Below are 14,127 nucleotides of genomic sequence, written 5' to 3'. Positions count from 1 at the left end.
GCCTTCCTTACCGATACCGGCTTAGTTGTTGCTGCTGCGATTGCCCGTGAGCTGAAGCAGAAGCATGAACAGGTTGATGAAGTTCAAGTAGAGGCTCAGCGCGTCATACACGCTGCGCTTGCCAGCCTCATCCGTGCCCTCGGAATAGGCGAACTGCGCGTAGGTTGCTTTGATCCGTTGCGTGTCGTAGGCGGTGAGGCCCGTAAACACCAGCACGCCAACGATGCTGATCATGAACTGCAGGCCGCTGCTGCCGATGAAGATGTTGACCACGCTGGCCAGGATCATCCCGAACAGGCCCATCATCAGGAACGAGCCCATGCCCGTCAGGTCCTTCTTGGTGGAGTAGCCGAACAGGCTCATCGCACCGAAGGTCGCCGCCGTGATGAAGAAGGTCCGCACGATCGATTCGCCGCTATAGGCGAGGAAGATCGACGTCAGGCTCGCGCCCATCGCGGCGCAGAATGCCCAGAAGATGCCCTGCACGGCGGTGCGCGACAGGCGGTTCACGCCGAACGACAGCACCAGCACGAAGGCCAGCGGCGCCAGCATCGCGACGATCGCGAGCGGCCCCTGCGTGCGATGCATGCCGAACGGTGTCTGCACCATCGGGTAGAACAGATTGATCGCCTGGGTATGCGCCACCCCGTAGGCGACGATGCCGGTCAGCAGTAGGCCGGACGTCATCCAGTTGTAGACGCGCAGCATGTAGGCGCGCAGCCCGGCGTCTAGCGCCGCGGTGCTCGCAGCACTGGCCGGCGCATACGACCGAAAATCAGGAGTGTAGGCCATGGCCTATGGGTTTCCTCGTGACGGGGCGAGATGCCCCCTCTCCGTGCCTATGTTGGCTGAAGCGGAAAACCAATCAAGTAGATTTCGAACACTTAACCTGACTGACGCCTAAAACCAGCGGCATCGATCTTGCTGAGTCCCGCCCGGCCAGAGTGTCGGCACCAGCTTTCGGCCAGACATGACCAATTTAAAGGGAAAAACCGCCCTTGGCGAAGCCGCGCATGCATCTCGGGTTCGATTTCTCCTACACGCATATGGGCGGCCGCTGGCGGATGCCGGGTTCGTGGGAGGGTCGAACCTTCCCAGATGTCACGATGTATGAAGATGTCGCCCGCATTGCCGAGCGCGGCTGTCTCGACATGATTTTCTCCGGCGATGGCACCGGCGTGCCCGACACCTGGCGCGGCTCGCGCGACGCCGCCATCGAGTGGGGCATGAACTGGCCACGTCAGGATCTGAACCCGATCATGGTCGCCATGTCCCGGGTCACCAAGCATATCGGCTACGGCCTCACCTACTCCTCCACCTTCATGCACCCGTATTACACCGCACGGCTGATGAACTCGCTGGACCACGTGACAGGCGGCCGCATCGCCATGAACCTCGTCACTTCCACCCGCCCGGCCGACGCCGCCAATTTCGGCTTCGACGAATTGATGGAGCACGGCAGCCGCTACGAACGCATGGAGGAATTCGTCGACGTATGCCGCCTGCTCTGGGACAGTGCCGAGCCCGACGCCATGCTATGGGACCGCGCCACCGGCCGCGTCGGCGACCCGGCGAAAATCCACGACGTCCGCCACGCCGGCCGGTTCTTCAAGGTGCAAGGCCCGCTGAACACCCCGCCCTCGCCCCAGGGCCGCCCGGTGCTGATCCAGGCCGGCGGCTCCCCCCGCGGCATTCGCGCCTCCGCTTACGTCGCCGACCACGTGTTCGGCGCCGACATGGCGCTGCCGCTCCAGGTGAAGCAGCGCATCGCCCTGGACCAGGCGCTCACCGAGCAAGGCCGCGACCCCCAAACCGTCGGTATCCTCTGGCAAACCCCCATCGTCGTCGCCGAAACCGAGCGCGAGGCCCACGCCAGACGTGACCTCCTCCTCGATGCCGTCCCGGCGGATGCCGTGGGGGCCTACCTATCGTACAACGCCGCCTACGACTTCTCGACCCTGCCGCAACGCTTCTCCCTGCGGCAACTGCACCACGACATCATCGCCGCCAACGCCTCCCCCATGGGCCTGGTGCACGAGCTATCGCAGCAGATCGGCCCCGATGTGGAAATCACGCGGGAGGAGTTCTTCGACCACGGCCGCCGCTTCGCCACCTCGTGGGACACGACCTTCGCCGGCACCCCCACCCAACTGGCCGACCGCATGGAGGAAGCCTTCGAGGCCACCGGCAGCCGCGGCGGCTTCATGCTGGGCCACATCGTGTCGATGCCGGGTGACCTGATCGCGATCGTGGACCTGCTGGTGCCCGAACTGCAGCGCCGCGGCCGCTTCCGCACCGAATACAAGGGTCGCACCCTGCGCGAGAATTTGGCGGAAGAATAACGTCCTGGCACAAGCCTTGCTTCGTCCCGCTCGTTCCGAACCCGCTCCGGGTTTGCCCGAGGGAGAATGGCCAGAATGACCACCCGTCTGCGCCGCGCCGTCCTGCGCGGATTCGCCGTGACCTGCCTGGCCACCACGATCCTCGCCGGGCATCCCCGGGCAGAGACCGTAGGCCCCGTCACCGACGATGTCGGCGTGGTGAAAATCCCCAAGGGCCAACCGATTCTCATCGCCGCCCTCCTGGTCCTCTCCGGCCCCGACCTGTCGCTCGGCGTCGACGCCTCTCGCGGGGCGGAGATCGCGTTCGACGACCACAAGAACATGCTGGTCGGCCACCCGATCAAATACCTGCCAGAGGACGGCCAGTGCAGCGTGGAAGGCGGCCAGACCGGCGCCACCCGCATTGCCGCCAACAAGCAGGTCGTCGGCGTCATCGGCACCGCCTGCTCGTCCGAATCCCGCGGTGGCTCGCCCATCCTTTGGAATGCCGGCATGCCACAGGCCGTCACCAGCGCCACCGCCCCGGCATTGACCGCGGCCGATCGACCGATGGGCCTGCAGGGCATCGTCCGCTTCGTCTACAACGATCTGAACGCCGCTGCTGCCGCCGTGAAATATGCCCAGTCCCTGAAGGTGACCAAGGCCGCCACCCTGCACGACGGCAGCCTGTACGCCGAGGAATTGGCCACCGCCTTCGCCAAGCAATTCAAGGCCGCCGGCGGCACCATCGTCGCGGCCGAGGCGATTTCCCCCTCCGACACCGACCTGCGCCCGGTGCTGACGCGCATCGGCACCTCGCAGCCCGAATTGCTGTTCGCCCCGATCTTCACCGGCGCCTCCGCCTACCTCACCCGGCAGGAAAAGGAAGTGCCCGGCATGGCCAAGGTGCCAGTCCTGGGCACCGACGCCGTGCTCTCCCCCTCGTTTCTCGAGGCCGCGGGCGATAGCGCCATCGGCTACCGCCTCACCGGCATCGACAACGACCCCAAGCTGATGGGCTCGCGCTACGGCGACTTCCTGGCCAAGTACAAGACGAAGTTCGGCGAGGACCCGATCGGCGGCTTCCACGGCAACGGCTACGACGCTGCCCTGGCGATGATGACCGCGATCGAGAAGGTGGCGAAGACCGACGCGGCCGGCGACACCTATATCGGTCGCAAGGCGCTACGCGACGCGCTGATGGCGACCACCGACCTCGATGGCATCACCGGCAAGCTGAGCTGCGACAAGTTCGGCGACTGCGGCGCCTCCCACTTCGCCGTCTTCGAATACACCAGCGGGGACCCCAGCAGCTTCAAGATCGGCGTGAACCCCAAGCACGTCTACCCGTAGCCGGGATGCCGCAGGCCGGGTTTCTACAGGACTGGCTCCGCCGCGCCACCGCCGTCGATTGGTTTCTGCTGGCGTTGCGGATCGTGGTTCTGGCGGTGGTGGGCACCGGCTTCGTCGCCGGCCTGCTCCACCCCCGCTACGGGCGGGAGGAATGGTTCTCCTTCCTCGCCTTCGGGCTGACGATCGGGGCGATCTACGCCCTGATCGCGCTCGGCTACACCATGGTCTACGGCATCCTGCGCATGGTGAACTTCGCCCATGGCGACGTCTTCATGTTCGGCGCCTACGCCGCCTGCTTCTCGCTCATCGCCTGTAACCGCGCCGGCATCCTCAATGCCTACCCGGTGATCAGCTTCACCATCGCCGTCATCGTCTGCATCGCCGTCTCCGCCGGGATCGCCATCTTGGGGGAGCGGATTGCCTACCGCCCCTTTCGCCGCGGCCGCTCCCTGGCGCCACTCATCAGCACGCTGGGCCTGTCCTTCGTGCTGGAATACTCGGCGCGCGGCATGTTCGGCGCGCAGAACAAATCCTTCCCCACCATGCCCGGCATCGACGGCATCGTCGCCTTCGCCGGCTTCTCCGTCCCCCGCGTCCAACTGGTCGTGGTGGCCGCCGCGGTGCTCACCATGATCGTGCTCACCCTCATCGTCATGCGCACCCGTATCGGCACCGCCATGCGCGCCGTGGCGGAGGACAAGGACGCCGCCACCCTCATGGGCATCAACGTCGACCGGGTGATCGTCTTCACCTTCGCGCTCGGCGGCGCGCTGGCGGGCATCGCCGGGCTGCTCTACGGGCTGGTGTTCAAGCAGATCTCCTTCTTCATGGGCTTCTTCCTGGGCGTGAAGGGCTTCGGCGCCGCCGTCCTCGGCGGCATCGGCAACATCCCCGGCGCCATGCTCGGCGGCTACGCGCTCGGCCTCGTGGAAAGCCTCGGCCCCGCCGCCTTCCTCGAGGGCCTTGGCGTCACCGCGCCCTACCAACTGCGCGACGCCATTGCCTACACCATGCTGGTGATGGTGCTGATCTTCCGCCCCCGCGGCCTGCTGGGTGAGCGTCTGTCCACGGCACGGGCGTAACAAGGTGGCGAGCGACCTGGCCCAGGGCGTCGCCCGGCGACCCATCGCACTCCCCGGCGGCCTGCGCCCGGCGGTGAACGTGACCATCTCCGTCGCAGTCGTCTGCGCCTTCACCGTCCTCGTCGGGCTGTTCGGCCAGTTCAGCGATCGGGCGATGGTGGTCGGCGTGCTGGATATCGGCCACTCCCTGATGCTCGCCGCTGCCCTGGCCGGCGGCGCGGTGCTGGCCCGGCGGCAGCGAATGGCGTCGGTGCTAATCGTCGCCCTCATCTCCGGGGCCGTGGCGGGCGGCCTGGTGCAGGCCCTGGTGGTCGTCGCGCGCTGGGCCAATCTGCGCTGGATGCTGGTCTCGCTCACCCCGGTCACGCTGAACCGGGTCGGCTTCCTGCTGCCCGACGACCAGGCTGCCTTGGTCCTGGCCGCATCCGGCGCCTGCGCTGCGCTGGTCGGCGCCGGCCTCGTCCTCTGCGGGCCCATCCCCCGCCGCATCGTGCTCGGCGCGCTCGGCGGCGTCGTCTGCGCCGGCCTGCTGCGCGAACTGATCCGTGGCATTCTCGGCGGCCTCGGCGGTGTGGACGATTGGGGTTTCACCTATGACGGCCTGCTCCCCGCCGGCGCCGCCGTCTCCGCCGCGATCGGGGCGCTCGTCACAATACGTCCCGGCGCCGCCCGATACGCCCAGCTTCCCCCCCGGGTAAAACTCGGCGCCCGCCTGCTCTGCCTCCTCGTCTTGCTCGCCCTCCCAGCGCTGACCAACGATTTCGTCGCCCAGGTGATGATGCTGGTCTGCCTCTACACCCTCATGGGCTTGGGCCTGAATATCGAGCTGGGCCTGGCCGGCCTGGTCGACCTCGGCTTCGTCGCCTTCTTCGCGGTCGGCGCCTACACCGTGGGCCTGCTGACGGCGGATGCAACCGGGGCAGGCGGCCACCTGACCTTCTTCGCCGCCCTCCCATTCTCCATCGCCTTCGCCGCCCTGGCCGGGTTCCTGTTCGGCCTCCCCGTACTGAAAGTCCGCGGCGACTACCTCGCCATCGCCACGCTCGGCCTGGGCGAGATCATCCGCGTGCTGGTCCTCTCCGACATGCTGAAGCCAGAACTCGGCGGCGCCCAGGGCATCGTCAACATCCCCAAACCCGCATTGTTCGGCTTCGTCCTCAGCTCCCCCACACGGCTGTTCTACATGACGGCGATCATGGCCGCCGCCGCCGGCTACATCGCCTGGCGCCTGCAGCATTCCGGCCTCGGCCGCCGCTGGCTGGCGGTGCGGGAGGACGAGGATGTCGCCCAAGCCCTCGGCATCAACCTCGTCGGCGTCAAACTCTCTGCCTACACGATGGGCGCCGGGTTCGCTGGCCTCGCAGGCGGCATCTTCGCCGGGATGGTCGGCTCCGTCTTCCCGCAAAGCTTCCAATTGCTCGTCTCGGTGAACGTGCTGGCGATCCTGGTCGTCGGCGGCATCGGCAGCCTGCCCGGCGTCATCATCGGCGCCGCCGCCCTCATCGGCGCCCCCGAAGTCCTCCGCGACCTCGGCGAATACCGCTACCTCATCTACGGCATCGTCGTCATCGCTGTGGTCCGCCTGAAGCCGGACGGCCTCAGCCCCAAGGCCATCCGCCAGCGGGAGGCGCTATGACGCTGCTGCTCTCCGCTACCGGTATCAGCAAACGCTTCGGCGGCCTGCTGGCGATCGACAACGTCAACCTCGCCGTGCCGAAGGCCGCCATCCACGCCATCATCGGCCCGAACGGGGCAGGGAAGACCACGCTCTTCAACTGCCTCACCTCCTTCGTGAAGCCCAGCGCTGGGGAGATCTACCTCAACGGCGCCCGCATCGACGGCCTGCGCCCCGACTTGGTCGCCAGCCACGGCATCGCCCGCACCTACCAGAATATTCGCTTGTTCCCGGATTTGACGGCCATCGAGAACATCATGGTCGGCCTGGACGCGAAATCCCCTGAATCCCTGCTCGGCGCCCTGTTCGCCACCCCCGCCCACCACCGCAAGGTCCGCGACACCATCGCCCGCGCCACCGCCCTGCTGGCCGCCGTGGGCCTGGTCGGCCGCGGCGACCGCCTGGCCCGGCATCTGCCCTACGGCGACCAACGCCGCCTGGAAATCGCCCGTGCCATGTCCATCGACCCGGTCCTCCTCCTGCTGGACGAGCCAGCCGCCGGCATGAACCCCGTGGAAAGCCACGCCATGCTCGAACTCATCCGCCGCCTGCGCGACGAGTTCGGCCTCACCATTATCCTCATCGAGCACCAGATGCGCGTCGTCATGGGCATTTCCGAGCGCATCACCGTGCTCGACCACGGCGCCTGCATCGCCGAGGGCACGCCCGCCGAAATCCGCGAGAACTCGGCGGTCATCGCCGCCTACCTGGGCGCCCGCGCCGCCAAGCACGGCATGGACGCGCTGGAGCGCCAGGGTTGAGCGCACTCGCCGCCGATGACCTGCACGTCGCCTACGGCAACATCCGCGCCCTCCGCGGCGTCTCCCTTTCAGTCGCCGAGGGCACGATCTGCGCCGTCGTCGGTGCCAACGGTGCCGGCAAAACCACCACGCTGAACGCGATCTGCGGCCTGCGCACGCTTACCCAGGGCCGCATCACCCTGGACGGCCGCGACGTCACCACCATCCCCCCGCACGATCTAGTACCGCTCGGCCTCGTGCAGGTGCCCGAGGGCCGCCGCGTCTTCAGCCGCCTGACGGTGCGCGAGAACCTCAGCATGGGTGCCTTCCGCCGCCGCAGCCCCCGGGGTGAGTTGGCCGAAGATCTGGACCGAGTGCTGGGCCTATTCCCCCGCCTGCGCGAACGCATGACCCAACTCGCCGGCACGCTCTCCGGCGGCGAGCAGCAGATGCTCGCCATGGGCCGCGCCCTGATGTCCAAGCCCCGCACCCTGCTGATGGACGAGCCCAGCATGGGCCTGGCCCCCCGCTTCGTGGACCAGGTGTTCGAAACCATCGTCGCGATTAACAAACTCGGTGTCACGATCCTGCTGGTGGAGCAGAACGCCTACATGGCGCTGGAAATCGCCCAGATGGCCTACGTGCTGCAGTCCGGCGAGATCGTCCTAGCCGGCCCCGGGCCGGAGCTGATCGATAGCGAGGCGGTGCGGACCGCCTATCTGGGTTAGGCCAGAGTGGGCGAGCCCCGGCGCCACCAGCACCCGCCTCAGCACCCGGCGCATCGGCATCTCCACGCCGTAGAACAGTGCCAGCGCGATCACCGCAGTCGCGGCCAGCGGCACGACGAACCGCCGCATCCCCTCATGTGAAGAATCGAATGCCCCATACGCCAGCAGCACCGGCTGATGGATCAGATAGAGCGAAAACGACACCCGTCCGAGCCACACCGCCGGGGCCGTCGCCAGCAACCGGGCCGTCACGGATGTGCCGTCCATCAACCCGGCGACCAGCAATGGGGCCAGCAGCACGAGCATCTGCAACTCCATCTGCTGCGGCGCCGCCCAGATGGCGAGAATGACGATCAGCACCGCCACCGCATCGGTCGCCATGCCCATGATCGCCGCCCATGCCGGCCCGCGCAGCCACAGCAGGTAGGCCAGCCACCCGCCCGCGAACATCGACACCCCACGCAGTAGCGGCATCCAATAGGCGACTGCACGCTCCGGCGGCCCCGCCCCGATCAGCAGCGCCCGGATGTCGAAATAGTAGCGGAACGCGATGTAGTCAGCCGCCACGGCGACCGCCAGCAGCACCGCCACCAACCGTGGCCTCGCGGCCAGGCGACGACTGGCGCGAAACGCCAACGGGAAGACCAGCGCATAGCAAAACGCCTCCACCGAGACGGACCAGGCCGGGTTGTTCCACGCCCCCGCCAAACCGGGCACTGGCAGGGCGTTCAGCAGCAACGCCTGGCCCAACAGGTGCGAGGTCGCCAAGGGTGCCGGGTCGCACGAACGCTGCACGACGATGGTGATCAGTAGCGTCACCAAATACACCGGATAGATCCGCGCCACCCGCGCACCCGCGAATGCCCCCAGCCGCAGCGTCCCCCGACCCCCCGCGCCATACACCAGGCACAAGGTGAAGGCGCTGAGGCAGAAGAAGACGTCGACCACCACGTTCTGAAACGTAAAGTAAATTAGAAACGAATTTTCACCGCTGGCGTAATGTCCAATCACGACTATTAACGCGCAGACGCCGCGTAGGCCGGTGAGTTGTCGGATCTCTCCCATCATGCGTCGACCGCACAGCCGCCGATGTTACGGGACCCCGGATATCACGCCCCGAGAACTAAGGTGTTACTGCGGCAGACGCGTCTCAACTGGCTGCGCGGACGGCGTGCGCGACCGCCTTCTGCGCCAAAAACTCGGCCCGCTGGCGCTCCAATTCCTCGGGCGCGATGCGGTCGACGTTTGAGAAATCCAGTTTCCACGCCGCATCGTCCGCCCAGCGCAACGGGGACTGCACAGTCGTGCGCGAACCCGGCGCGGTTTCCAGCACCCGCAACGCCAACCCCAGCGTGAAGTCCTGTGTCGAGCGGTCCCCCGGTTTGCCGGCGCCATTGCCCAGCGGAAAGTCGCTGAACAGGAACCGCGGAACGCCGCAATGCTCCACGATGTCCTTGGCGCACCCCATGATGACCGTCGGGATGCCCGCCGCCTCCAACTGCCGCGCCACGAGGGAGAGGGTCTGGTGGCAAACCGGACAGTTCGGCACCAGCACCGCGATATCCACCCCATCCTCCTGGCTGCGGCGCACGATCTCTGGCGCGTCGGTGGTGATCGTGGCGCGATGGCTGCGATTGGTGGGTGCGCCGTGAAACCGCGCCGCGACCCGCCCGATCCGCCCGGCCACCACCGCATCGCGCAGGGCGCGCAGCGGGAAATAGCTCGCCTGGTCCACGGCGCTGGTATGGGTGCGGTCATACGTGACGTGGGAGATGCGCAGATCGTGCTCGGCCGCCGTATCGCCGGAATAGACCGTGAAGAACTTCGCCGCACTGTTATACGGCGCGCCCGGCCCCTGGTCGCCCTTTGCCGGGTCGAACGGCGCGGCGGTCGTGATCAGTGCGACGCAGGATTCGGCCAGCGTCTTGTGCAGAGGCGTGAACGGCACCTCCGCAAACGAGGCCCAGCGATATGGCACCGTGAACCCGATGGCGCGGTAGAAGTCGCGCGTGCGGTCCATATACGGGATCGGGCGGTCGGAATCCGGCGAAAATCCGGGTGAGAACGCATTCGGCACGATCAACACTCCCATCGCCGCAAGCGGTGGGACAGCCTGAGGCTATACCGGGTGCTACGCTTTTCCCCGTGCTGCGGCTAGCGTCATCGCAGGATTGAGGATTCGGGGTTTGCGCACGGGCTGGCTGCTGCTGCGGGATGGAGTGGTTCGGCTGCTGCTCACCGGGGCAGTGGGGCTGGTCGCCGTATGGGGCGTGGCAGTCGGAGGTGATGTTCGCCTCGTCGCGCCCCCGCCCACGGCCTTCATCACGGACCGCGACGGTGGATTTCTCACCCAGGCCGGGCACGAATCGTTGCGCCCGGATGGCGGCCGCCAGGTGGATTACGGCTACTGGCCGGTCGACCCGCCGCCGCGCGTGGTCGCCGCCACCCTGGCGTTGGAGGATCGGCGCTTCTGGTCCCATCCCGGGATCGACCCGGCCGCCGTGCTGCGGGCCACCTGGCAGCACATAACCGGCGGCCACGGCTCCGGCGCGTCCACCGTGGCGATGCAGGTCGCCCGCATGCAGCACCCCCGCCCACGCACATTATGGGCCAAGGCGGTGGAGGCGGGGACCGCCCTGGCGCTGACTGCCGAATACGGCCGCGCCGCCGTGCTGGCGCAATATCTCCGCCTGGCCCCGTACGGCGAGAACAGCCATGGCATCGCCCACGCTGCCCGCTGGTATTTCGACGAGCCGGCCGAGGACCTCACCGTCGCGCAGGCGGCGATCCTGTCAGCCATCCCACAGGCGCCGGGCCGCATGGCGCTGCACCGTCATCGCTCGCGCGCCGCCGCCCGCGCCCGGCTGGCCATCGCCGGCATGGACCTGTCGCCAAAGGACCGGGATGCCGCGCTGGCCGACCTCGCCACGCTCGCCACCGTCCCAACCCGGCGTCGTCCACCCTTCCTCCAACTGGCTCTCCGGCTGCAAACGCTCGCCCCCGCAGGCGGCATGGTCCGCGCCACGCTGGATGCGCCGATGCAGCGCTGGGTCACCGCCACCGCCACCCGCCAACTCCGCGCCTGGCAGCAGGATGGCGCGCAGCAGGTCGCCGTCATGGTGGTCCGCCGCCACACGCGCGAGGTGCTGGCCGATGTCGCCTCCGCCGGGTTCGCCAGCCAGCCCGGCGGTGCGATCGACTACTCCGCCATCCTCCGCTCCCCCGGCAGCACGCTGAAGCCGTTCCTCTACGCGCTGGGCCTGGATCGCCAGGTGATCGCACCGCAGGACGTCATGGCCGACCTGCCGGAGGGTGCGGCCGGCATCAGCAACGCCGATCACGATTTCCTCGGCCCGCTCCTGCCCCGCCAGGCGCTGGCAAACTCCCGCAACGTCCCGGCGACCAACCTGCTGCGCCACATCGGCCTGACGGACAGCTTCGCCTTTCTCCGCACCATCGGGCTGCACGCCCTGACCAGCCCGGCGGAACGCTATGGCCTTGCCATGGCGATCGGCGCACTCCCCACCTCGCTGGACCGCCTGATGCGCGCCTACGCAACCCTGGCCGAGGACGGCATGGCCGCCGACCTCCGCTGGTTCGCCGGCCCGGCGCCCGAGCCGCACCGCGTCATCTCCATCGACTCCGCCCGCCTCGTCGGCCGCTTCCTCAGCGACCCGCTGGCCCGGCTGCCCTCCTTCCCGCGCTATGGCTCGTCCGAATTCCCCTTCGCCGTGGCGCTGAAGACCGGCACCTCGCAGGGCTACCGTGACGCCTGGACGCTGGAATGGTCGCGTGATTATCTGGTCGGCGTGTGGATCGGCCGCGCCGATGCCGGGCCGATGAGCCAGCTGAGCGGTGGCCGAGCGGCGGCGTTGCTGGCCCAATCCATCATGCTGCGCCTGCACGGCGTCGGCCGCAGCGACCTGCTGGCTGGCGATTTCGCCGCCCCGCCGGGCCGCGAGGAAACCGAACTCTGCACCGGCACCGGCCAGCGCGCCGGCCCGGGCTGCGACGAAAAGCTGGCCGAGTGGGTGCGCCCCGGCGCCACCCACCCCGCCGCGCCGCCCACTCCACACCTATCGATCACGCAGCCGGACCCGGACACCCATGTCTGGCGCAATCCGGAGGCGCCGCCCGCGCTGAACCGCCTAGTACTGCGCGCCACCGCCGACCCGCCAGTGCCGCAGATCGTGTGGCTGGTGGATGGCAAGCCCGTCGCAACCACCGCCCCGGACGCGCCGCTGTTTTGGCCGATGACCCCGGGCCGCCATCACTTCCAGATCCGCCTGCCCTTGGCGGCGGGCGTGTCCAAGCCGGTGGCGGTCATTGTCGAGTGACCCCGCGGGAAACCCTACGCCGCCAGACGCCTTTAACGAGCGGCGACAATCACGATTCGATGCAGGAGTACCGAACCTGACCCGCCGGGCCAGAGTTGTAATCATCACCGGCGGGTCATCCGGCATCGGCCGCTGCACGGCGGCCTTGTTTGCGCGGCACGGTTGGAAGGTCGGCATCATCGCGCGCGGCACCGCCGGGCTGGCTGCCTCCGCCGCGGATATCGAACAGGCGGGCGCTGACTCCGCCACCGCATCTGCCGATGTCAGCGACAGCAAGGCGCTCCGCCTCGCCGCCGACGCGATCGTGGCCCAACTGGGCGTGCCGGATCTGTGGATCAACTGCGCCGGGAATGGCGTCTACGGCCGGTTCACGGCCGTACCGGCGCATGAGTATGATCGGGTGACGGCCGTCACCTACGGCGGCACGGTGAATGGCTGCCGGATCGCACTGGCGCTGATGCAGCCCGGCAATGCCGGCACCATCGTCAACGTATGCTCCGCCTCCGCCTTCCATGGCCTGCCGCTGATGTCGTCATACGCCGGCGCCAAAGCGGCGGTCCGCGGGTTCGCTCAGGCGCTGCAGGCGGAACTGACGATGGCGCGCAGCCCGATCCGGGTGAGCACGGTATTCCCGCCCGCGGTCAACACGCCGTTCTTCTCGCATGCGACATCCCATATGGGCTGGCCCGCCCGCCCGGCGCCCCCGGTCTACCAACCGGAAATCATCGCTGCCGGTATCTACCAGGCCGCGATGACGGGCTGCCCGGAAGTGATCGTCAGCGGCACGGCGCTCGCATTCTCGCTGGCGACAAGGGTGTCACCCCGTCTGGTCGCCTACCTGATGTCCCGGCTGGGGTTCGACGGGCAACTCACCCGAGACCCCGGTCACGCGTCGCTGGAACAGCCGACCTTGTTCGAACCGGCCGACCACGCCTCCCCGGTGCATGGCGCGTTTGGCGGGCGGGCGCGGCGGCGCAGTCTGTATCAGTGGTTCACCCACCAATCCCGCGCCGCCGGAGCGCTGGCGTTGCGGACTATCCGCCGGCCAGCGTCTCCGTAGCGTTCCAAACCCGGTCGGTCAGCGTCTTGTTCTCGGTCCGGCGATTGGCCCGCACCGGCCGGCGGTGCTTCACGTAGACGCCATTCAGCGTGGCGAACTCCGGTGCCAGGCAGGCATGCAGTGGCGAGTCGGCCCCCTGTTCCTCCGACAGCAGAAACGGTGACATCGCCCGCCAGGCGAGCCCAACCGCGCCCGACGCCCGCACCAGCTTGGTCGCGACCGCACCGGGGTGCACCACGTTGGACACGACGCCCGTGCCCTCCAGCCGCGCGGCCCAGCCGAAACTGGTCATCATCATCGCCAGTTTGGACTGGCTGTACGACCGCACCATGCCCCAGCGACGCTTGCCCTCCAGATCGTCCGGCTCAATGCCAGCACGATCCGAGGCGGACGAGCCGATGTTGACGATGCGGGCGCTCCCAGCGGTCTTGGCCGCGGCGCGCAAGGCCGGGACCAAGGCGCGGGTCATCACGAAGGCGGATAGGTGGTTGGTGGCCAGCACGCGCTCGTGCCCTTCCTCCGTCACTTCGCGCGTCGTGCAGAACGTCCCGACATTGTTGACCAGCAGGTCGATTTCGGGAAACCGCGCATCGATCAGCATTGCAGCCTGGCGAGTGGCGGCAATCAGCGACAAATCGGCGATCAGCAATTCCAGCCGCGCCGTCGGCACCTGTTGCGCAATCCACTGCATCGCGGCTTCCCCGGCGGGGCGGCTGCGCCCGACCAAGATGACCGTATGCCCGGCCCGCGCCAACCCCAACCCAATCCAGCGGCCAAGGCCCCCGGTGGCACCTGTTACGACGCTGACAGCCATTGAGTGAAGGTTCCAGA

At 68.0% G+C, this 14,127-nt stretch carries 12 protein-coding genes; 8 read left to right on the top strand and 4 right to left on the bottom strand.

From position 1 onward, the window contains the following. Window positions 1-21: 21 nt before the first annotated feature. Entirely contained in the window at window positions 22-792 is a 771-nt protein-coding gene (locus GSQ76_RS28880) for a Bax inhibitor-1/YccA family protein (RefSeq protein ID WP_158747529.1), read from the bottom strand. Between the two features lie 206 nt (window positions 793-998). On the opposite strand from GSQ76_RS28880, the gene GSQ76_RS28875 reads away from it, so the two are divergent. From GSQ76_RS28875 to GSQ76_RS28850, 6 genes are all read left to right on the top strand, one after another. Continuing rightward, window positions 999-2,342 (top strand): NtaA/DmoA family FMN-dependent monooxygenase, encoded by a 1,344-nt coding sequence (locus GSQ76_RS28875; protein ID WP_216851348.1) that lies wholly within the window; start codon window positions 999-1,001, stop codon window positions 2,340-2,342. Between the two features lie 75 nt (window positions 2,343-2,417). Continuing rightward, window positions 2,418-3,674, top strand: coding sequence for a branched-chain amino acid ABC transporter substrate-binding protein (locus GSQ76_RS28870; protein ID WP_158747528.1), 1,257 nt, complete (start codon window positions 2,418-2,420; stop codon window positions 3,672-3,674). A gap of 5 nt (window positions 3,675-3,679) precedes the next feature. Further along, the gene (locus GSQ76_RS28865; protein ID WP_158747527.1) at window positions 3,680-4,756 is read left to right on the top strand and encodes a branched-chain amino acid ABC transporter permease; all 1,077 of its coding nucleotides are present in this window, start codon (window positions 3,680-3,682) and stop codon (window positions 4,754-4,756) included. A 4-nt stretch (window positions 4,757-4,760) separates the two neighbouring features. Then, complete coding sequence (locus GSQ76_RS28860) at window positions 4,761-6,392, top strand: branched-chain amino acid ABC transporter permease (RefSeq protein WP_158747526.1); 1,632 nt, start codon at window positions 4,761-4,763, stop codon at window positions 6,390-6,392. After that, window positions 6,389-7,192 carry an ABC transporter ATP-binding protein gene (locus GSQ76_RS28855; protein ID WP_158747525.1) on the top strand — a complete coding sequence of 268 codons (804 nt, stop codon included), beginning with the start codon at window positions 6,389-6,391 and terminating at the stop codon, window positions 7,190-7,192. The genes GSQ76_RS28860 and GSQ76_RS28855 overlap by 4 nt, the downstream gene beginning before the upstream one ends. Beyond that, a complete protein-coding gene (locus tag GSQ76_RS28850) occupies window positions 7,189-7,899 on the top strand; it encodes an ABC transporter ATP-binding protein (RefSeq protein ID WP_158747524.1) in 711 nt (236 codons plus the stop codon). Before GSQ76_RS28855 ends, GSQ76_RS28850 begins: the two co-directional genes overlap by 4 nt. On the opposite strand, the gene GSQ76_RS28845 is transcribed toward GSQ76_RS28850, so the two are convergent. Together GSQ76_RS28845 and GSQ76_RS28840 are read right to left on the bottom strand one after the other, a co-directional pair. Beyond that, entirely contained in the window at window positions 7,837-8,967 is a 1,131-nt protein-coding gene (locus tag GSQ76_RS28845) for an acyltransferase (protein ID WP_158747523.1), read from the bottom strand. The two genes, GSQ76_RS28850 and GSQ76_RS28845, sit on opposite strands and share 63 nt — an antisense overlap. Before the next feature lie 82 nt (window positions 8,968-9,049). Next, window positions 9,050-9,976, bottom strand: a complete 927-nt coding sequence (locus GSQ76_RS28840) for a glycine/sarcosine/betaine reductase selenoprotein B family protein (RefSeq protein ID WP_216851347.1) — start codon at window positions 9,974-9,976, stop codon at window positions 9,050-9,052. Between the two features lie 109 nt (window positions 9,977-10,085). Here GSQ76_RS28840 and GSQ76_RS28835 point away from each other — a divergent pair, with 109 nt between their 5' ends. Then, entirely contained in the window at window positions 10,086-12,236 is a 2,151-nt protein-coding gene (locus GSQ76_RS28835; RefSeq protein WP_216851346.1) for a transglycosylase domain-containing protein, read from the top strand. Further along, a complete protein-coding gene (locus tag GSQ76_RS28830; RefSeq protein ID WP_158747521.1) occupies window positions 12,226-13,296 on the top strand; it encodes an SDR family oxidoreductase in 1,071 nt (356 codons plus the stop codon). The genes GSQ76_RS28835 and GSQ76_RS28830 overlap by 11 nt, the downstream gene beginning before the upstream one ends. Here the strand turns inward: GSQ76_RS28830 and GSQ76_RS28825 are convergent. After that, on the bottom strand, window positions 13,271-14,110 hold the full coding sequence (locus GSQ76_RS28825; protein ID WP_158747520.1) for an SDR family NAD(P)-dependent oxidoreductase: 840 nt from the start codon (window positions 14,108-14,110) through the stop codon (window positions 13,271-13,273). The genes GSQ76_RS28830 and GSQ76_RS28825 overlap by 26 nt on opposite strands. Window positions 14,111-14,127 lie beyond the last annotated feature (17 nt).

The sequence above is a fragment of the Acidisphaera sp. L21 genome, from assembly GCF_009765685.1.
Taxonomy (GTDB): Bacteria; Pseudomonadota; Alphaproteobacteria; order Acetobacterales; family Acetobacteraceae; genus LMUY01.
The sequence above is the reverse complement of the archived record's forward strand: the minus strand, read 5'-3'. Positions and strand labels throughout refer to the sequence as shown.